The organism is Kitasatospora sp. McL0602, assembly GCF_052076145.1.
In the GTDB taxonomy this organism is placed as follows: Bacteria; Actinomycetota; Actinomycetes; order Streptomycetales; family Streptomycetaceae; genus Kitasatospora.
Map to the genome: position 1 here is coordinate 5,874,635 of NZ_CP197246.1, position 19,052 is coordinate 5,893,686.

Annotated in this window: 14 protein-coding genes; 5 read left to right on the forward strand and 9 right to left on the reverse strand. The window is 71.2% G+C overall.

The genetic code is table 11. From position 1 onward, the window contains the following. The first annotated feature begins 36 nt into the window (after positions 1 to 36). The gene (locus ACR68M_RS26665; RefSeq protein WP_441246662.1) at positions 37 to 705 is read left to right on the forward strand and encodes an ANTAR domain-containing response regulator; all 669 of its coding nucleotides are present in this window, start codon (positions 37 to 39) and stop codon (positions 703 to 705) included. 62 nt (positions 706 to 767) lie between these two features. Here the strand turns inward: ACR68M_RS26665 and ACR68M_RS26670 are convergent, their stop codons facing one another. From ACR68M_RS26670 to ACR68M_RS26700, 7 genes are all read right to left on the reverse strand, one after another. After that, a complete protein-coding gene (locus ACR68M_RS26670) occupies positions 768 to 1,484 on the reverse strand; it encodes an ABC transporter ATP-binding protein (RefSeq protein ID WP_441246663.1) in 717 nt (238 codons plus the stop codon). Next, positions 1,481 to 2,302: an ABC transporter ATP-binding protein gene (locus ACR68M_RS26675; protein WP_441246664.1), complete on the reverse strand. Its 822-nt coding sequence runs from the start codon at positions 2,300 to 2,302 to the stop codon at positions 1,481 to 1,483. The genes ACR68M_RS26670 and ACR68M_RS26675 overlap by 4 nt, the downstream gene beginning before the upstream one ends. A gap of 8 nt (positions 2,303 to 2,310) precedes the next feature. Continuing rightward, positions 2,311 to 4,056: a branched-chain amino acid ABC transporter permease gene (locus ACR68M_RS26680; protein WP_441246665.1), complete on the reverse strand. Its 1,746-nt coding sequence runs from the start codon at positions 4,054 to 4,056 to the stop codon at positions 2,311 to 2,313. A gap of 5 nt (positions 4,057 to 4,061) precedes the next feature. Beyond that, a complete protein-coding gene (locus tag ACR68M_RS26685) occupies positions 4,062 to 4,991 on the reverse strand; it encodes a branched-chain amino acid ABC transporter permease (RefSeq protein WP_441246666.1) in 930 nt (309 codons plus the stop codon). A gap of 109 nt (positions 4,992 to 5,100) precedes the next feature. Further along, entirely contained in the window at positions 5,101 to 6,333 is a 1,233-nt protein-coding gene (locus ACR68M_RS26690; RefSeq protein WP_441246667.1) for an ABC transporter substrate-binding protein, read from the reverse strand. Positions 6,334 to 6,660: 327 nt separating this feature from the next. Next, positions 6,661 to 7,230: a Tat pathway signal sequence domain protein gene (locus ACR68M_RS26695; protein ID WP_441246668.1), complete on the reverse strand. Its 570-nt coding sequence runs from the start codon at positions 7,228 to 7,230 to the stop codon at positions 6,661 to 6,663. A gap of 117 nt (positions 7,231 to 7,347) precedes the next feature. Further along, a complete protein-coding gene (locus ACR68M_RS26700; RefSeq protein WP_441246669.1) occupies positions 7,348 to 7,800 on the reverse strand; it encodes a PaaI family thioesterase in 453 nt (150 codons plus the stop codon). 190 nt (positions 7,801 to 7,990) lie between these two features. Here ACR68M_RS26700 and polA point away from each other — a divergent pair, with 190 nt between their 5' ends. Next, positions 7,991 to 10,699, forward strand: coding sequence for a DNA polymerase I (gene polA, locus ACR68M_RS26705; RefSeq protein WP_441251724.1), 2,709 nt, complete (start codon positions 7,991 to 7,993; stop codon positions 10,697 to 10,699). Positions 10,700 to 10,771: 72 nt separating this feature from the next. Further along, complete coding sequence (locus tag ACR68M_RS26710; RefSeq protein WP_441246670.1) at positions 10,772 to 11,305, forward strand: hypothetical protein; 534 nt, start codon at positions 10,772 to 10,774, stop codon at positions 11,303 to 11,305. 31 nt (positions 11,306 to 11,336) lie between these two features. Here the strand turns inward: ACR68M_RS26710 and hrpB are convergent, their stop codons facing one another. Further along, positions 11,337 to 13,853: an ATP-dependent helicase HrpB gene (gene hrpB, locus ACR68M_RS26715; protein WP_441246671.1), complete on the reverse strand. Its 2,517-nt coding sequence runs from the start codon at positions 13,851 to 13,853 to the stop codon at positions 11,337 to 11,339. A gap of 44 nt (positions 13,854 to 13,897) precedes the next feature. Then, entirely contained in the window at positions 13,898 to 14,746 is an 849-nt protein-coding gene (locus ACR68M_RS26720; protein WP_441246672.1) for a class I SAM-dependent methyltransferase, read from the reverse strand. 351 nt (positions 14,747 to 15,097) lie between these two features. Here ACR68M_RS26720 and rpsA point away from each other — a divergent pair, with 351 nt between their 5' ends. After that, positions 15,098 to 16,588 (forward strand): 30S ribosomal protein S1, encoded by a 1,491-nt coding sequence (gene rpsA, locus ACR68M_RS26725; RefSeq protein WP_441246673.1) that lies wholly within the window; start codon positions 15,098 to 15,100, stop codon positions 16,586 to 16,588. 317 nt (positions 16,589 to 16,905) lie between these two features. Then, positions 16,906 to 19,029, forward strand: a complete 2,124-nt coding sequence (locus tag ACR68M_RS26730; RefSeq protein ID WP_441246674.1) for an MMPL family transporter — start codon at positions 16,906 to 16,908, stop codon at positions 19,027 to 19,029. Positions 19,030 to 19,052 lie beyond the last annotated feature (23 nt).

The following is a 19,052-nucleotide window of genomic DNA, read 5'->3' on the forward strand; positions in this document are numbered from 1 at the left end:
CTTGCATGCAGTACCCCCGCCCGAACGAGGAGCCCCGTGAGCACCGCCGACGAGCAGCCCCAGCCGCTTGAGACCGACCCGCCCCAGATCACCCGAATTGTCATCGCCGAGGACGAGACGTTGATCCGTCTCGATCTCAAGGAGATGTTGGAAGAGGAGGGTTACACCGTTGTCGGCGAGGCCGGAGACGGCGCGACGGCGGTGAAGCTGGTCGAGGAGCTGCGCCCTGACCTGGCGATCCTCGATGTGAAGATGCCTGTCCTGGACGGGCTTTCGGCGGCTGAGCAGATCCATGCCGCGCACCTGGCGCCGGTGCTGATGCTGACGGCGTTCTCGCAGCGCGAGCTGGTCGACCGGGCGCGGGACGCGGGTGCGATGGCGTACATCGTGAAGCCGTTCAGCAAGAGCGATCTGGTGCCCGCGATCGAGATGGCCGTGTCCCGGTACACGGAGATGCGGACGCTGGAGGAGGAGATCGCGGATCTCACGCAGCGTCTGGAGACCCGCAAGCTGGTCGACCGGGCGAAGAGCGTGCTGCAGACGAAGTTCGGTCTGAACGAGCCCGCTGCCTTCCGCTGGATCCAGAAGACCTCGATGGACCGCCGGATGACGATGGCGGCCGTGGCCGAGGCCGTGATCGAGGAGGGCGTCGCCCAGGACAAGAAGAAGGCCGACTCTGCGAAGGCCGAGCCGGCCGAGGGCTGATCGGGATGTGACGAAGGCCCGGCCGTGGACGCGGCCGGGCCTTCGTCGTGCGGGGGAGGGGGTCAGTCCTCGCCGAGGTAGGCCTTGCGGACCGACTCGTCGTGCAGGAGGTCCTGGCCGGTGCCGGTCAGGACGACCTTGCCGACCTCCAGGACGTAGCCTTGGTCGGAGAGCGAGAGGGCGGCCTGGGCGTTCTGCTCGACCAGCAGGATGGTGGTGCCGGTGGTCTTGAGCTCGATGATGGTCGCCATGATCTTCTGCATCATCAGCGGCGAGAGGCCCATCGAGGGCTCGTCGAGCATCAGCAGCTTGGGCCGGGACATCAGGGCCCGCCCCATCGCGAGCATCTGCTGCTCGCCGCCGGAGAGGGTGCCCGCCGCCTGCTTCCGGCGCTCGCCGAGGATCGGGAAGAGCGTGTAGGCGCGCTCCACGTCCTCGGTGACACCGGCGGGGTCGCGGCGGAGGAAGGCGCCGAGGAGGAGGTTCTCCTCGATCGACATCCGGGGGAAGATGTGGCGGCCCTCGGGGGAGTGGGCCAGGCCCAGCGCGACGATCTTGTGCGCGGGGACGGTGTTCAGCGGCTGCCCGTCGAAGGTGATCTTCCCGCTGGTCGGCTTGAGCAGACCGGAGAGGGTGCGCAGCGTGGTCGTCTTGCCGGCGCCGTTGGTGCCGATGAGGGTGGTGACCTCGCCCTGGTTGACGGTGAAGCTGATGCCCTTGACGGCTTCGATCTTGCCGTAGCTGACGCGGAGGTCCTCGACCTCGAGGAGCGCGGTCACTTGGGGTCCTCCGTAGTGCTGGTGCCTTCGAGGGCGGTGCCTTCGAGGGGCGCGCCGAGGTAGGCGGTGATGACGCGTTCGTCGCCCTGGACGGTTTCGCGGTCGCCTTCGACGATCTTCTGGCCCTGGACGAGGACGGCGGTGCGGTCGCAGAGATTGAAGATGAACCGCATGTCGTGCTCGATGACCAGGATGGCGATGCCCTTGTCGCGGATCGCGAAGACCAACTCTTCGGCGGCGCGGGTCTCCTGGGGGTTCATGCCGGCGGTGGGTTCGTCGAGCAGGAGGAGGCCGGGTTCGCTGGCGAGGGCGCGGGCGATCTCGAGCTTGCGCTGCTCGCCGTAGGGGAGGTTGCGGGCGAGGTGGTCGGCCTTGTTGGCGAGTCCGGCGAACTCGAGGAGTTCCATGGCCTTCTCGCGGCTCTCGGCCTCGGCGCGGCGGTAGCCGGGGCCGCGCAGGATGGCGGAGAAGAGCCCTTCCTTGGTGCGGCTGTGTCGGCCGACCAGGACGTTCTCCAGGACGGTCATGTTGGCGAAGAGCCGGATGTTCTGGAAGGTGCGGGCGATGCCGGCTTGGGTGACGAGGTGCGGCTTGGGCGGCAGCACGGTGCCCTGGTACTTGACGGTGCCTTCGGTGGGCACGTACAGGCCGGTGAGGCAGTTGAAGAAGGTGGTCTTGCCGGCGCCGTTGGGGCCGATCAGACCGACGATCTCGCCGCTGTTGACGGTGAGGTCGACGTTGTTGACGGCGGTGAGGCCGCCGAACCGCATGATGACGCCGGTGGCTTCGAGAACCGGGGCGGCGGTGCTGGTGGTCATCTGGCTGTTCACGCCCCTGCCTTGGTAAGTGCCGTGTCGTCGCTTGCGGGGGCCTGGGCGGGGATGTCCGCCTCGTGGTACTCCAACTGCTGGCGCCGGTTGGGGATCAGGCCCTCGGGGCGGACGCGCATCAGGATGATGAGCGCGATGCCGAAGGCGAGCAGCTGGTAGTCGGAGAGGAACTGGAGCTTCTTCGGGATGAGGAAGAGCAGTGAGGCGCCGAGCAGCGGGCCGCTGATGGTGCCCATGCCGCCGAGGATGACGGCGGCGAGCAGGAAGGCGGAGTTCGGCGGGAGGGCCTCGGCGAACGTGTACTGGTCGGGGGTGACGGTGTAGCTGACGTGGGCCTGGACGGTGCCGGCGACGCCGGCGAGGCAGGCGCCGAGGGCGAAGGCGAGGAGCTTGAGGCGGAAGCCGTTGATGCCCATGGCTTCGGCGGCGGTCTCGTCCTCGCGGATGGCGACCCAGGCGCGGCCGATCCGGGAGTTGCCGACGCGGGCGAAGACCAGCACGACGAAGGCGGTGACGATGAGCATCAGCAGGTAGTAGTTGGAGAACCGGCCGAGGTCGATGCCGAAGACGTTGTGGGTCTTGCCGAGGTTGAAGCCGAGGATCTCGAGGTCGGGGATGCGCGGGATGCCGTTGGAGCCGTTGGTGATCTTCGGTCCGGTGGTCCCGTTGAGGTTGTTCATGGTTATGCGGAAGATCTCGCCGAAGCCGAGGGTGACGATGGCGAGGTAGTCGCCGCGCAGCCGCAGGGTGGGGGCGCCGATCAGTACGCCGAAGACCATGGAGGCGACCGCGCCGGTCAGCACGGCGGCCCAGAACGGGAACTGGACGTGGATCGGGGAGGCGGGGGAGCCGGAGACCAGGGCAGCGGCGTAGGCGCCGACGCCGAGGAAGGCGACGTACCCGAGGTCGAGCAGGCCGGCCAGGCCGACGACGATGTTGAGGCCCAGGGCGACGGTCGCGAAGATCAGGATGTTCGCGGCGACGGAGGTGTACTGGTCGCTGGTCTGGGTGAAGGGGAAGGCGGCGGCGGCCGCGAAGGCGGCGCCGGTGGTGACCGGGCGGTGCTTGATGCTCAGGGCGCGCAGCCGGGCGATGAGGCCGGCCTTGCTGAGTCCGGCGACGCTGAAGCCGACCAGGACGAGGTAGCCGGTGAAGAGCTCGCCGCCTTCGGCGTCGATGCCGAAGGTGATGACGTAGAGGCCGATGGCGAAGGCCGCGACGATGAGCAGGACCTCAGCCCAGGAGGGGAGTTCGCGGGCGGTCGGCAGCGGCCGGTCGTGCTTGGCGAGCCGGGGGAAGGTGCCGGTGGTGTGCCGCTCCAGCGGCTGCCCGAGGGCGCCGACGAGGGTGAGGAGGGAGGCGGCGCCTGCGACCCAGCCGCCGGGTTCGAGGTTGGCCAGGCCGCCGAGTTCGGCGGCGATTGCGATGAGGGTGTACCAGGTGATGGCGGTGGCGCCGAAGGCGGCGAAGAGTACGGCGTTGTTGCTGCGGCTCGGCGCGGCCCAGCGCAGGCCGGGGGTGCCGGCGGTGGCGAGGGCAAGGGCGAGGGTGAGCAGGCCTGCCGTGAGGGTGAGCCACTGGAGGCCGCCGGGGTAGCCGGTGACGGTGAGGTCGCCGGGGAAGTCGGCGGTCCAGGTCCAGGCGAGGAAGGCCGAGGCGGTGGTGGCGACGGCTCCGGCGAGGGTGAGGATGCGTGCGGCGCCGGCCGGGAGGGGGATGACCGGAGTGGTTTCGGTGCTCATGGTGGTCACGCCCTGTCCGCGACGCGCTCGCCGAGCAGGCCCTGGGGCCGCACGAGGAGGACGACGATGAGGAGTACGAAGGCCCAGACGTCCTTCCAGGCACCGCCGCCGAAGAGGTGCATGCCGGGGATGTGCTGGATGTAGGCGGTGGCGAGTCCTTCGGCGAGGCCGAGGACGAGGCCGCCGAGCATGGCGCCGTAGATGTTGCCGATGCCGCCGAGGACGGCGGCGGTGAACGCCTTGAGGCCGAGGATGAAGCCCATCCGGAAGTCGACCTGGCCGGTGCGCAGCCCGTACGCGACGGCGGCGACGGCGGCGAACGCGGCGCCGATGGCGAAGGCCATCACGATGATCCGGTCGGTGTCGATGCCCATCAGCTTGGCGGTGTCCGGGTCCTGGCTGGTGGCCTGCATGGCGCGTCCGGAGCGGGTGCGGGTGACGAACCAGCCGAGGGCCAGCATGCAGACCGGTGCGGCTATCAGCAGGAAGATGTCACTGCGCTGGATGGTCATGTGGAGGAAGTTGAAGGGGTCGCCGGGGATCTTCGGGAAGACCCGGGCCTTCTTGGCGTCCGGGTAGAACGAGAAGACCAGCTGCTGGAGCACGATCGACAGGCCGATGGCGGTGATCAGCGGTGCGAGTCGGGGGGCGGTGCGCAGTGGCCGGTAGGCGAAGCGTTCGGCGCCGACGGCGACCAGGACGGAGACCAGGATGCCCGCGATGAGCATCAGCGGGATGGCCAGCCAGAGGGTGGTGCCGGTGGGGAGGGCGAGGAAGGCGGTGAGGGCTCCGAAGCCGCCGACCATGAAGATCTCGCCGTGGGCGAAGTTGATGAGCTGGACGATGCCGTAGACCATCGTGTAGCCGATCGCGACGAGCCCGTAGAGGGCTCCCAGGATCAGGCCGTTGGCCAGCTGCTGCGGTAGTTCGTTCACCGCTCGGCCTCCGTTGTGCTTGCGTTGTACGCGTGGGGTGGGCGTGGATAGGGGTGCGCGGGGGCGCTCGTGGCACCCCCGCGCGGGTGGTTCAGGTGTTTCGGGGTGGTCAGCCGGCGAAGGTGCCGGACTTCTCCACCGCCCACTTGCCGTCCTTGACGGCGTACACGGTGAGCTGCTTGTTGGTGGTGTCGCCGAACTCGTCGAAGGAGACCTTGCCGGTCACGCCGTCGAAGGAGACCTTCTGGACGGCGTCGACGACCTGGGCGCGGGCGTCGGCCGGGATCTTGCCGCCGTTGGCGGCGGCGACGGCCTTGACGCCCTCGATGATGGCCCAGGCGCTGTCGTAGGAGTAGCCGCCGTAGGTCTCGTAGGCGTCCTTGTAGGCGGCGGCCTTGTAGTCGGCGATGAACTTGGCGGCCGAGGGCAGTGCCTCGACGGGGAGGCCGACGGCGGTGGCGAGGTCACCCTGGCTCTTGGTGTTGAGCTTGATGAAGTCGCCGCTCTGGATGCCGTCGCCGCCCATCAGCGGGATGCTGACGCCGGCGTCCTTGAGCTGCTGGGAGAGCGGGCCGGCTGCGGGGTACTCGCCGCCGTAGTAGACGGCGTCGGCGCCGGCGCTCTTGACCTTGGTGACGATGGCGCTGAAGTCGCGGTCGTCGGGGTTGACGTGCTCCTCGCCGACGATGGTGCCGCCGAGCTTGGTGAACTCGCCCTTGAAGGTGGCGGCGAGGCCGGCGCCGTAGGTCTTCTGGTCGTCGATGAGGAAGACCTTGGACTTCTTGGCGGTGTTGACGAGGTACTGGGCGGCGAAGGGGCCCTGCACGGCGTCGGTGGTGGCGGTGCGGAAGTAGGACTTGAAGGGGCGGACCTTCTTGCCGCTGGCCCAGCCCTCGCCCTGGCTGAGGGCGACGCCGGTGTTGGCGGGGGAGACCTCGACGAGCTTGGCGTCGTCGAAGATCTGCTGCATCGACTGCGCGACGCTGGAGTTGAGCGGGCCGACGACGCCGAGGACGGTCTTGTCGGCGACGAACTGGGTGGCGTTCTGCTGGCCGGGGGCGGGCTTGGCGGTGTCGTCCAGGGCGGAGATCTTGAACTTGACCCCGGGGACCTCGTTCTTGTCGTTGGCCTGCTTGATCGCGAGGTCGACCGAGTTCTTGATGCCGAGGCCGAGGGCGGAGAGGTCGCCGGTGAGCGGGGCGTCGACACCGATGGTGACGGTGGTGGTGGCGCCCGCGGTGTCGCCGCCGGTCGTCTTGCTGCCGCCGCGCGAGCCGCAGGCGGAGACGGAGAGTGCGCCGACGACTGCGATGCTCACGACAAGCATGGAACGATTACGCACGAGGGTTCCCTTTCTGAGGAAGACACCGGCCGGACGTGGCGGGGGTGCCGGGTCGCGCGCTGGGGTCAGGCCCAATCCGTTGGCGCGGTGACTGGCCGTGACTCTAAACCGGCTTCGGCGACTCGGGCAGGGGTGTGGTCATGCTGTGATTCTCTTGTTATCCGGACATGCCGAAGTGATCTCATATCCTGGTCGTTCTCGCCTGAGCGGACGCCGGGTGATAGAGGACATCCCGGGTCCTGGGATGTGAGCGGGCTCAGAAACGCTGGTAATACCGGGGATGTCCGAATATCGGACACAGCCGTCCGGGGTGGCCGAAACGGGCAGCTACGTCCGGATACCGGAATTCGGGCAGGTGATGTGCAGGTTTCTGGAGAGGTCCCTGGCGTAGTCGGGGCCCAGGATCTGACTGAGAGTCTGGATTGCCTGCGCGTTACGTAGCGTTACATCAAGGAAGGGCATGCCCGCGTCCCGCGGCGCGGCGGCACAGTCGGTCACCACGTACAGGACGGTGAAGTCGACGGGAGACCCCGGCCGGACGGACGTGGGCAGCGGGAGGCTGCTGACGGCGATGCTGACCCCCGGGTAGTCCTGCCGCACCGAGACCAGATCGTACGGCGGCTGCCCGGTGGCCGTGGCCCGCACCCGCAGGGCGAACTGGTGGCCGCCCGGCACGGCGTCGGTCAGCGCACCGAGGTAGCTGAAGGCCGCGACCGAGGACGGGTACGGCGGCGGCGAGTTGGCCGCGTGCGGCGGCCGGTCCACGACGTTCCGGGCGATCAGCAGCGCCCCGCCGGCCAGCAACAGCGCAGCGACGGCGTACCGCTGACGCCGGGTCAGGCGGCGCGGCGGCGCGGCGGCCGGCTCGACGCCCCCTGGGTCCAGCTCGACGGACATGGCTGGGGCCTGCCCCGGTGGGGCGGCGGCCAAACTCGCGCGGCCGGTGAATCGAAAGGGGCGCGGGACTCCGTTGGCGATGGGAGCCTCGCGCCCCTGGGCGGTGCGGAGTTGGGCTCAGAGATCCCGCAGCATGCAGGTGAGCCGGCAGCTGGTGATCCGCTTGCCGGTGTCGTCGGTGATGGCGATCTCGTACGTGGCGGCGGTGCGGCCCTTGAAGACGGCCGTCGCGACGCCCGTGACCAGGCCGGAGGTCGCGCTGCGGTGGTGGGTGGCGTTCAGATCGACGCCGACCGCGTACCGGCCGGGGCCGGCGTGCAGCATCGCGCCGATCGAGCCGAGCGTCTCCGCCAGCGCGGCCGAGGCCCCGCCGTGCAGCAGCCCGTACGGCTGCTGGTTGCCGTCCACCGGCATGGTGCCGACCACGCGGTCGCCGGAGGCCTCGACGATCCGGATGCCGAGCCGGTCGCCGAGGTGGCCGCCGCTGAAGGTGGTGGCGTCCACGCCGAGCTTGGCGAAGTGGTCGATGACGTCCTGCGGCACTTTCAGTACCGGCTCGGAGTCGCTCATGGTGCTCCTGTCGTACGAGGGTGGGCATCCGACCGCCTGATCGTACGACCGGCCCCCGCGCCGCCGGTGTCCGGTCGGCCGACTTGTCGGCGGCGGGCCATAGGATCAGTGACCGGCAGTGGAATCGGCAGGAACGGACGTTGACGTGGCTACCCAGAGTGCAGGGAAGAGTGCGGCGAGTGGCAGGCTGATGCTGCTCGACGGGCACTCGATGGCGTACCGGGCGTGGTTCGCCCTGCCGGTGGAGAACTTCAACACCGTCACGGGCCAGCCCACCAACGCGGTGTACGGCTTCGCCTCGATGCTCGCCAACACCGTGCGGGACGAGCAGCCCACCCACCTCGCGGTCGCCTTCGACCTCTCCCGCAAGACCTTCCGGTCCGAGGAGTTCCCCGACTACAAGGCGAACCGCGCCAAGACGCCGGACGAGTTCAAGAGCCAGATCGGCCTGATCGGCGAGCTGCTCGACGCGATGAAGATCCCCCGGATGTCCGTGGAGGGCTTCGAGGCGGACGACATCATCGCCACCCTCGCCACGGCCGCCGCCGCCCAGGGCTTCGACGTGCTCATCGTCACCGGCGACCGCGATGCGCTCCAGCTGGTCAGCGACCGCGTCACCGTGCTCTACCCGACCAAGGGCGTCTCCGAACTCACCCGCTACACCCCCGAGAAGGTCGCCGAGAAGTACGGCGTCACGCCCACCCAGTACCCGGATCTGGCGGCCCTGCGGGGTGACCCGTCGGACAACCTGCCCGGCATCCCCGGCGTCGGCGAGAAGACGGCGGCGAAGTGGGTCAACCAGTTCGGCTCCTTCGACGAGCTGGTCTCCCGCGCCGACGAGGTCAAGGGCAAGATCGGCGAGAAGCTCCGCGAGCACCTCGACTCCGTCAAGCGCAACCGGGTGCTCACCGAGCTCGTCCGTAACGTCGAACTCCCCCTCGGTGTCGACGAGTTGGCCCGCACGCCGTTCGACCGCGAGGCGGTCGGCCAGCTGCTGGAGAGCCTGGAGTTCCGCAACCCCAACTTCCGCGACCGCGTCCACGGCATCGACCCGGCCGGCGCCGAGCAGGCCGAGGAGAGCGCCGCCGCCCCCGGCCTCGCCGTCGAGGGCACCCTGCTCACCGAGCCCGGCGCACTGGCCGGCTGGCTCGTCGAGCACACCGAGGGCGAGCACGCCGAGGGCGAGCACGCCGAGGGCCGCATCGCCGTCGCCGCCCGGTACGAGTGGGCGCTCGGCAGTGGGCAGGTCCAGGAGATCGCCCTCTCCACCGGGGAGACCGCCGCCTGGTTCGACCCGGCCTCGCTCACCGAGCAGGACGAGCGCGCGCTCGCCGGCTGGCTCGCCGACCCGGCCCGGCCCAAGGCCCTGCACATCGCCAAGCAGGTCATGCGGGCGTTCGCCGAGCACGGCTGGCAGATCGCCGGGGTCACCGCCGACACCGCCCTCGCCGCCTACCTCGACAAGCCCGGCCGCCGCACCTTCACCCTCGACGTGCTCGCCGAGGAGTACCTCGCCCGCTCGCTCGCGCCCGCCGCCGTCGCCGAGAGCGGCCAGCTCTCCTTCGACGAGCCCGAGCACGACCCGGCCGCCGGTGCCCAGGCCCTGATGACCCAGGCCCGCGCCGTGCTCGACCTCGCGGCCTTCTTCGAGACCCGGCTCGCCGAGGTCGGCGCGACCGAGCTGCTGCACGAGATGGAGCTGCCGATCGCCGAGCTGCTCGCCCGGATCGAGCGCACCGGCATCGCCGCCGACCGCGCCTGGCTCACCACCATCGAGGCGCAGTTCGCCACCGAGATCCAGCGCGTCGTCGAGGAGGCGCACGCCGCCGCCGGGCGCCCGTTCAACCTCGGCTCGCCCAAGCAGCTCCAGGAGATCCTCTTCGGCGAGCTCAACCTGCCCAAGACCAAGAAGATCAAGACCGGTTTCACCACCGACGCGGACGCACTGACCTGGCTGGCCGGCCAGACCACCAACGAACTCCCCGTCATCCTGCTCCGCCACCGCGACCAGGCCAAGCTGCGCACCACCGTCGAGGGCCTGCTCAAGACGGTCTCCCCGCACGACCGCATCCACACCACCTTCAACCAGATGGTCGCCGCCACCGGCCGTCTCTCCTCCCAGGACCCGAACCTCCAGAACATCCCCGTCCGCACCGAGGAGGGCCGGATGATCCGCCGCGCCTTCGTCGTCGGCGAGGGCTACGAATCGCTGCTCACCGCCGACTACTCGCAGATCGAGCTGCGCATCATGGCCCACCTCTCCGAGGACGAGGCCCTGCTCGAAGCCTTCGCGGGTGGCGAGGACCTGCACACCACCGTCGCCTCCCAGGTCTTCTCCGTCGCTCCCGACGCGGTCGACGCCGAGATGCGACGCAAGATCAAGGCGATGTCCTACGGGCTGGCGTACGGGCTCTCCGCGTACGGGCTCTCGCAGCAGCTCGGCATCAAGCCCGGCGAGGCGCAGGGCCTGATGGACACCTACTTCGAGCGGTTCGGCGGCGTCCGCGACTACCTGCACCGCGTCGTCGAGGAGGCCCGCGCCGTCGGGTACACCGAGACCCTGCTCGGCCGTCGCCGCTACCTGCCCGACCTGACCAGCGACAACCGCCAGCGCCGCGAGATGGCCGAGCGGATGGCCCTCAACGCCCCCATCCAGGGCTCCGCCGCCGACATCGTCAAGATCGCCATGCTGCACGTCGACGAGGCCCTGCGGGGTGCGGGCCTGAAGACCCGCATGCTGCTCCAGGTCCACGACGAAATCGTCCTGGAGCTGGCACCCGGCGAGCGCGACCAGGTCGAGGCGATCGTCCGGGAGAAGATGGCCGGCGCCTACCCCCTGCGCGCACCCCTCGACGTCTCCGTCGGAGTCGGCCCCAACTGGGAGGTCGCCGCGCACTGACCGGCTCGGTTACGCTGCCCCGCGATCTTCGCCGGGCAGCGGGCCCGGCGGGCGGTGACGGGACAGGGCGGCATGTCGGAGGAAGCAGTGGAGCGGCGGCGCCCGTGGCGGTCCCGCCGTTGGACACGGGTGGCCGGCCCGGCGCTCGTCGTGGTTGGCGGCCTCGGGGCGGTCCTCGCTCTGCAGGGGCCCGCGACCGTCGCGAAGCCGCTGCCGCCGGCCGTCTCGACGGCGCCCGGTGCGGCGGCTTCGGCCTCCCCTTCGCTGTCGCCCTCCCCTTCGCCCTCGCCGTCGCCTTCGGTGACGCCGTCCGCCTCGCCGTCACCGTCGCTCTCCCCGAGCGAGGAGCCCAGCACGGCGGAGCCGACCCCCCAGCACACCGTCGGCCACGCTCCGAGCCCCACCCGGACGAAGCGGCGGACCGAGATCTCCCCGGTTCCCTGCACCGCGTGCGACCCGGGGACACCCAAGAGCGACTGCATCCGCGTGCCGGACGGCGGCCTCGTCTGCGGCCCGGTGCAGTCCGGCATCCCGATGCCGAACCCCAGTGTGCCGCGCCCCACCTTCACGCCGGAGACCGTCCAGCCGGTCTATCCGCAGCTCTGAGGGGTCGACATTCCGAGGCGGGCGGGCCCGGCTACTTGCGGGGGTTGAGGCGGCGGGTCGGTTCGGCTGCGGTCGGGTCCTCCGGCCAGGGGTGGCGGGGGTAGCGGCCGCGGAGGTCGGCTCGGACGGCGCGGTAGCCCTCGCGCCAGAAGGTGGCGAGGTCGCCGGTGACGGCGGCGGGGCGGCCGGCGGGGGAGAGCAGGTGGATGGTGAGCGGGGCCCGGCCGCCGGCCAGGGCCGGGGTGGTCTGCCAGCCGAAGAGCTCCTGGAGCTTGACGGCCAGTACGGGCCGGTCCCCGGAGTAGTCGACGCGGATGCGGGAGCCGCTGGGCACGGTGATCCGCTCGGGGGCCAGCTCGTCCAGCCGTCCGGCCTCGCCGGTGGCCCAGGGGAGCAGGCGCTGCAGGGCCGAGCTGACGTCGATCCGCTCGAGATCGGCCCGGCGGCGGGCGCGGGAGAGTTCGGGCTCCAGCCAGTCGGGCGCGGTGAGTGCGGCCGGGCCGACATCGGGCCAGGGGGCGCCGAGGGTGCGGTGCAGGAAGGCCAGGCGTTCGCGCAGGGCGAGCGCGGCCTGACTCCAGTTCAGCAGGCTGTCGGCTCCCTCACGGGCCAGGCCGTCGACCAGCGCGGCCCGCACCAGCTCCCGGTCGGGTGACGGCAGCGGGGTGGCGGCCAGCTCGATCGCGCCGAGCGCCTCGACCCGACGGGCCGTCAGCTCACCCCGGCGCCCGCCCGGCGGGACGACCCAGCTGACCTCCTCGCGGGTGCTGAGCAGCGCCGCCCCGGCGAGCCGGGCGGTCTCCTCGTCCAGCGCGGCGGCCCGTCTGATCCGCGCCGAGGGCGAACCGGCGGGCCGGTCCGCGACGGCGACGGCCAGCCAGGGCGCCCCCGCGAGCGCGGCACCGGGCGCCGCCTCGGCGGCGGTGCCGGAGGCCATCAGGTACGGGCCGTCGGCCCCTCGGGCACGGGCGATCCGCTCCGGGTAGGCGAGAGCGACGACCAGCCCGGCGGCGGCCGAGTCCGGCAGCGCGGTCTCGGGGGTGTCGCCCGCCCGCAGCCGTCGGACCTCCTCGCGCCAGCGCCCGGCATAGGCGTCGCGCCCAGGGCGGACGGCCCGCAGGACGGCGAGCAGGTCGTCGCCGAGTGCTCGCGGCGGCTCCTCGGAGAGCAGCGCGACGAGTTCGGCGGCCCGCCGGGAGCCGACCAGGGCCGCGCCGTCCAGCAACGCCCGCCCGAGCCGCGGGTGCAGGCCCGCCCGTGCGATCCGGCGTCCACGGTCGGTGGCCCGCCCGTCCTCGCCGACGGCGCCGAGCGCGAGCAGGGTCTGCCGGGCGGCGGCCATCGCCCCGGCCGGCGGCTGGTCGGGCAGGGCGAGGCCACGGGCGTCGGGGGCGCCCCAGCAGGCGGCCTGGAGAGCGAAGGCGGTGAGGTCGGCGAGGGCGATCTCGGGGGTGGGGTAGCGGGCGGTGAGCGCGTCCTCCGCCTCCGTCCAACAGCGGTAGACCACCCCGGGCGCCTCCCGGCCGGCCCGCCCGGCGCGCTGGCGGGCGGCCGCCAGCGAAGCCCGTACGGTGACCAGCCCGGCCAGCCCGCGCGCGTGGTCCGTCCGGGGCTCCCGGGCGAGCCCGGCGTCGACGACCGTCCGCACGCCCGGCACGGTCAGCGAGGACTCGGCGACGGAGGTGGAGAGGATCACCCGCCGGGTCGCCCCGGTGCTGAGCGCCGCGTCCTGGACGGCCTGCGGCGCCTGGCCGTGCAGTTGCAGCAGGTCGGCGTCGACACCGCCCAGCTGCCCGGCGACGCGGGCGATCTCGCCGACGCCGGGGAGGAAGCAGAGCAGGTCGCCGGTCTGTTCGCCGAGCGCCCGCCGGATCGTCGCGGCCACGTGTTCGAGCAGGGCGGGGTCCGTACGTGTGCCCTGCGCCGGGCGCACGGGGCGCGGCGGGGGCGCCCAGATCACGTCGACGGCGTGCGAGATGCCGTGCGCTTCGACCACCGGAGCCGGGCTGCCGTCCTCGGCGCCCAGCAGCCGGGCCCAGGCGTCGGTGTCGGAGGTCGCCGAGGCGCAGAGCAGTCGCAGCTCGGGCCGCAGCGCCGCACGGACGTCCAGCAGGAAGGCCAGAGCGGTGTCGGCGTCCAGGTGCCGTTCGTGGCACTCGTCCAGCACCACGACGTCCACCCCGGCCAGCTCCTGGTCCCGCTGGAGCCGCTGGAGCAGCACACCGGTGGTGACGACCTCGACCACCGTCCCGGGCCCGACCCGCCGCTCGCCCCGGACGCTGTAGCCGACCCGGCCGGCGACCGTCTCGCCCAGCAGCCAGGCCATCCGCCGCGCCGCCGCCCGCACCGCGAGCCTGCGCGGCTCCGCCACCAGCACCCGCCGCAGCGGCCGACCGTCCTCGGTCAGCCCCGCGAGCGCCAGCGGCACGAGCGTGGTCTTGCCCGTCCCGGGCGGTGCGGCGAGCACGGCGACGCCGCGGGTGTCGAGGGCGCCGTGCAGGGCGCTCAGCGCGGTACGGACGGGGAGCTGCTGCCAGGCGGGGTTCACCGGCGCATTCTCCCAGGAGATCAAGCGCCCCTGGGGCCGGCGCTTCAGTCCCTCGTGGCGACGAAGATCGCGGTGCCGGGGATGTGGTGGCCGCGCAGGGGGCTCCAGCCGCCCCACTCCTGGTCGAGGGCTTCGGGCCACTCGGGTTCGACGAGGTCGAGGAGGTGGAAGCCGGCGGCGGTCAGTTCGCGGATGCGGTCGCCGAGGGTGCGGTGGTGCTCGACGTAGGTGGCGTGGCCCTCGGCGTCCTGTTCGACGTAGGGGGTGCGGTCGAAGTAGGAGGAGGTCGCGGTGAGGCCCTCGACGCCGGGCTCGTCGGGGAAGGCCCAGCGGATCGGGTGGGTGACGGAGAAGACCCAGCGGGCGCCGGGCCGCAGGACGCGGTGCACCTCCCGCATCAGCGCCGCGGTGTCGGCGCTGAACGGCACCGCGCCGTACGCCGAGCAGGCCAGGTCGAAGGCGCCGTCGGCGAACGGGAGCACCGCCGCGTCGGCCTGCACCACCGCGACCGGCTCGCTGCCCCGGCCGAGGTCGATCCGGCGGGAGTGCTGGAGCTGGCGGAAGGAGATGTCGAGGGCCACCGGGCGGGCCCCCTGGGCGGCCAGCCAACGCGAGCACTGGGCCGCGCCCGCGCCGATCTCCAGGACGCGCAGGCCCTTGACCTCGCCGAGCAGGCCGGCCTCGGCCTCGTCCAGCCCCTCGGGGCACCAGGTGAAACGGTCGTCGCCGAGGAACTCGCCGTGCTCGTCCTGGTACTCGTCCGCGTTCCTGTCCCACCAGTGGCGGCTGGCCCGGCTGCTCTCCGCCGGGGCGGCGTCGCGGCGGACGGCGTCGCCCTCGTCCTCGTCCGGGTCTGCGAGCGGCGGGAGGTCAGGGGTGGTGGCCAAGATCATGAAACCTGTCAAGTAGGGTAGGGGCTGCGGAAGCGCTGCTGCGCGGATCGCCCCTGGAAACGGGGGTGCGCCGGGCGGTGGCATCCGGGGAAGGGTACCGGCCTCGCCTCGCTGGCGTTGACCGTGCCTGGCTGTCCCCGTATGCTACAAGTTGCGCTGCGGGCCTGCGCGCCTCGGACGGAGCAGGTCGCGCTCGCATCTGTCGAAGACCCCACGGTCGCAAGACGGACACCTCTTGGGTAACCAAATCGGTGGGCCGTGTTCTTGCCTGTCCGGCTTTCGGTAGGAGCGATACGGGCCCCCGCGTGGCATTACCTACGACTTCATGTCCGTACCGGAGCCCTTTTCCTAATGACGAGCCCCACCGACACCTCTGTCAGCACCACCCCGCAGGTCGCGATCAACGACATCGGCGACGCGGCAGCATTCCTCGCGGCGATCGACGAGACCATCAAGTACTTCAACGATGGCGACATCGTTGAGGGCATCATCGTGAAGGTCGACCGTGACGAGGTTCTCCTCGACATCGGTTACAAGACCGAGGGTGTCATCCCGTCGCGCGAGCTCTCGATCAAGCACGACGTTGACCCGCACGAGGTCGTCAAGGTCGGCGACGAGATCGAGGCCCTCGTCCTCCAGAAGGAGGACAAGGAGGGTCGTCTGATCCTGTCCAAGAAGCGTGCGCAGTACGAGCGCGCCTGGGGCACGATCGAGAAGATCAAGGAAGAGGACGGGATCGTCACCGGTACCGTCATCGAGGTCGTCAAGGGTGGTCTCATCCTCGACATCGGCCTCCGTGGCTTCCTCCCGGCCTCGCTGGTCGAGATGCGCCGCGTCCGCGACCTCCAGCCCTACGTGGGCAAGGAGCTCGAGGCCAAGATCATCGAGCTGGACAAGAACCGCAACAACGTGGTCCTGTCCCGCCGTGCCTGGCTGGAGCAGACGCAGAGCGAGGTCCGTCAGACCTTCCTCACCACCCTGCAGAAGGGCCAGGTGCGCTCCGGCGTCGTCTCCTCGATCGTCAACTTCGGTGCCTTCGTGGACCTGGGTGGCGTCGACGGTCTCGTTCACGTCTCCGAGCTGTCCTGGAAGCACATCGACCACCCGTCCGAGGTTGTCGAGGTCGGCCAGGAGGTCACCGTCGAGGTTCTCGACGTTGACATGGACCGCGAGCGCGTCTCCCTGTCGCTGAAGGCGACCCAGGAGGACCCGTGGCAGCAGTTCGCCCGGACGCACCAGATCGGTCAGGTCGTCCCCGGTAAGGTCACCAAGCTCGTTCCGTTCGGTGCGTTCGTGCGCGTCGACGAGGGCATCGAGGGCCTGGTCCACATCTCCGAGCTGGCCGAGCGCCACGTGGAGATCCCGGAGCAGGTCGTCCAGGTCGGCGACGAGATCTTCGTCAAGGTCATCGACATCGACCTCGAGCGTCGTCGCATCAGCCTCTCGCTGAAGCAGGCCAACGAGTCCCTCGGTGCCGACCCGGCGACGGTCGAGTTCGACCCGACCCTGTACGGCATGGCTGCCTCGTACGACGATGCGGGCAACTACATCTACCCGGAGGGCTTCGACCCCGAGGCGAACGACTGGCTCGAGGGCTTCGAGAAGCAGCGCGAGCTGTGGGAGGCCCAGTACGCCGAGGCGCAGACCCGCTTCGAGCAGCACCAGGCCCAGGTCATCAAGAGCCGTGAGGCCGATGCCGAGGCCGCTGCCGAGAGTGGCGAGGCCGTTGTCGCCGCTGCCGGTGGCTCGTACTCCTCCAGCAGCGACGAGGGCTCCGGCGCTCTCGCTTCGGACGAGGCGCTCGCCGCTCTGCGCGAGAAGCTGGCCGGTGGCCAGAGCTGATCTCGTCCTCAGCTTCGGCTGAGGGTTGGTAGCTGAATGAACCCCCCGCCCGGGTGACCGGGTGGGGGGTTCGTTTTTTTGGGCTCGTTTTTTGTCCGAGTTCCGGGGTTTTGCTGTGATATGAAGCGCACCGGAAGCCTCTAGGGGATTGGTCCGATTCCACCTAACTTGGAAGGGATCTGCCCGAACGGCTTAAGGGACTCATGCGCCACACGCACGCAGCGGTACCCCGCCCGTCCGTCGCGTCCCCGGCATCGCCCGAGGTCGGCGGACGGCTCGCGGCTCTCGGCAGGTTCTGTCACCGGCACCGTCGCTGGGTGGTCGGCCTCTGGGTGCTGGTGCTCGCACTCGGGGTGCTGATCGGCGGCCGGGTCTTCGAGGGCACCGTCGCCTCGACCTCGGCCGGTGGCTCGGAGTCCGCCCGGGGCACCTCGGTGGTGGCCGCCGCCGACCCGGCCAAGGGCACCGTGACCGCGGTGGTCGACGGCCGACCGGCGGGCGACCCCGCCGTACGCGGCGCCGTGACGGCCGCGAGCGCCGACCTGGCGAGGCTGCCGGGCGTCGTGTCGGTGTCCGACGCGTACGGCGCTGCCGGGCCGGCGCTCACCTCCGCCGACGGGAAGGCGGGCCTGGTCTCCGTCCGGATGGCCGACACCAGCACCGCCGCCCAGCTGAAGGCCGTGACGCAGCGGCTCGACGCGATCCACGCCGAGGGCACGAAGACCACCGTCGGCGGCGACCTGGTGCTCCAGCAGGAGGTCAAGGACCAGACGGCCAAGGACACCCAGTTCGGCGAGATCGTGACGCTGCCGATCACGCTGCTGGTGATGGTGCTCGTCTTCGGCGGCTTCGCGGCGGCCAGCCTGCCGGTGCTCGGGGCGGTCGGCTCGGTGGGCGGGGCACTGCTGGCGATGTTCGGCTTCAGCCGGATCATGGACATCGACACCAGCGTGCTGCCGATCGCCACCGTGCTCGGCCTCGGGCTCTCCATCGACTACGCGCTGCTGATCGTCAACCGCTTCCGCGAGGAACGCGGCCACGGCGCGACCGTCGCCCAGGCCGTCGAGCGCACCCTCGCGACCGCCGGGCGGACGGTGATGTTCTCCGGGCTGACCGTCGCCGTGGCGCTGGCCGGTCTGTTCGTCTTCACCAGCCCGGTCTTCCGGGCGGTGGCCGCCGCCGGGGTGAGCGTGGTGGTGATCGCCGGGGCGGCCGCGCTGACGCTCATCCCCGCGCTGCTCGGCTTCGTCGGCCACCGCGTCAAGACGCCCACCGCGCCCGTCTCCGACCAGGGTTTCTTCGCCCGGACGGTCCGCCGGGTGCAGCGCCGGGCGGTGCCCGTGGTGCTGCTCTGCACCGGTCTGCTGCTGGCCGCCGGGGCGCCCTTCCTCGGCTCGGACTGGCGCAGCTCCGGCGCCTCCGTACTGCCCGCGTCCTCCGCCGGGCGGCAGGTCGCCGAGACGGTGCAGGAACGATTCCCCTACCAGGCGGCGGCTCCCGTCACGGTGGTGGTCGAGGGCAGCGCCGCGCAGGCGCAGGCGTACGCGGACTCCGTCGTCGCCAAGCTGCCCGGCGTCAGCGGGGTCCGGGCCGTGACGCCGGTCTCGGGCGGGGTCAGCACGATCGACGTCCTGGTGCACGGCGACCCGCAGGGTGCCGGGGCCAAGGCGGTGGTCGGGGAGCTGCGGGCCGACCGGGGCGGGCTGGAGACGCACGTGACCGGGGACGCCGCGTCGGTGGTCGACTTCCAGCACGAGATCGGCAGCCGGGGCCCGTGGGCACTCGGGCTGGTCGCGATCGGGACGCTGATCCTGCTCTTCCTGATGACCGGCTCGGTGGTGATGCCGGTCAAGGCGCTGCTGATGAACGTGCTCTCGTTGGGGGCCTCGCTCGGTGCGCTGACGCTGGTCTTCCAGCACGGCTACTTCAGCGGGCTGCTCGGCTTCAGCCCGACGGGCGGGCTGGAGACGTTCATCCCGGTGCTGGTCTTCGCCTTCGCCTTCGGGCTGTCGATGGACTACGAGGTCTTCCTGCTGTCCCGGATCAAGGAACTCCGGGACGAGGGGTACAGCTGCTCGCGCTCGGTGGAGCTGGGGCTCCAACGCAGCGGTCGGATCATCACCTCGGCCGCGCTGCTGATGGTGATCGTCTTCGCCGGGTTCGCGGCCGGGCAGATGCTGATGGTCAAGGAGATGGGCATCGCGCTGGCCGTGGCCGTGGCGGTCGACGCGACGCTGGTGCGGTGTCTGCTGGTGCCGGCGGCGATGACGCTGTTCGGCGAGCTCAACTGGTGGGCGCCCGCGCCGCTGCGGCGGCTGCACCGGCGGATCGGGCTGACGGAGCACGTGGCGCTGCCGCCGCTCGCGGTCGGCGCCGTTGTGCCCGGCCCGCGGGGGGCGCGCCGCGAGGGACTGCGCGAAGAGGTGGGCGCGGCGTCGTAGCCTTCCGGTTTCGCGCACGCAGT

Excerpts from the sequence above, each read along its gene's own strand:
- ACR68M_RS26675 (WP_441246664.1), bottom strand. The coding sequence starts at position 2,302 with ATGACCACCAGCACCGCCGCCCCGGTTCTCGAAGCCACCGGCGTCATC.
- ACR68M_RS26680 (WP_441246665.1), bottom strand. The coding sequence starts at position 4,056 with ATGAGCACCGAAACCACTCCGGTCATCCCCCTCCCGGCCGGCGCCGCA.
- ACR68M_RS26695 (WP_441246668.1), bottom strand. The coding sequence starts at position 7,230 with ATGTCCGTCGAGCTGGACCCAGGGGGCGTCGAGCCGGCCGCCGCGCCG.
- ACR68M_RS26700 (WP_441246669.1), bottom strand. The coding sequence starts at position 7,800 with ATGAGCGACTCCGAGCCGGTACTGAAAGTGCCGCAGGACGTCATCGAC.
- polA (WP_441251724.1), top strand. The coding sequence starts at position 7,991 with ATGCTGCTCGACGGGCACTCGATGGCGTACCGGGCGTGGTTCGCCCTG.
- ACR68M_RS26710 (WP_441246670.1), top strand. The coding sequence starts at position 10,772 with ATGTCGGAGGAAGCAGTGGAGCGGCGGCGCCCGTGGCGGTCCCGCCGT.
- ACR68M_RS26720 (WP_441246672.1), bottom strand. The coding sequence starts at position 14,746 with ATGATCTTGGCCACCACCCCTGACCTCCCGCCGCTCGCAGACCCGGAC.
- rpsA (WP_441246673.1), top strand. The coding sequence starts at position 15,098 with ATGACGAGCCCCACCGACACCTCTGTCAGCACCACCCCGCAGGTCGCG.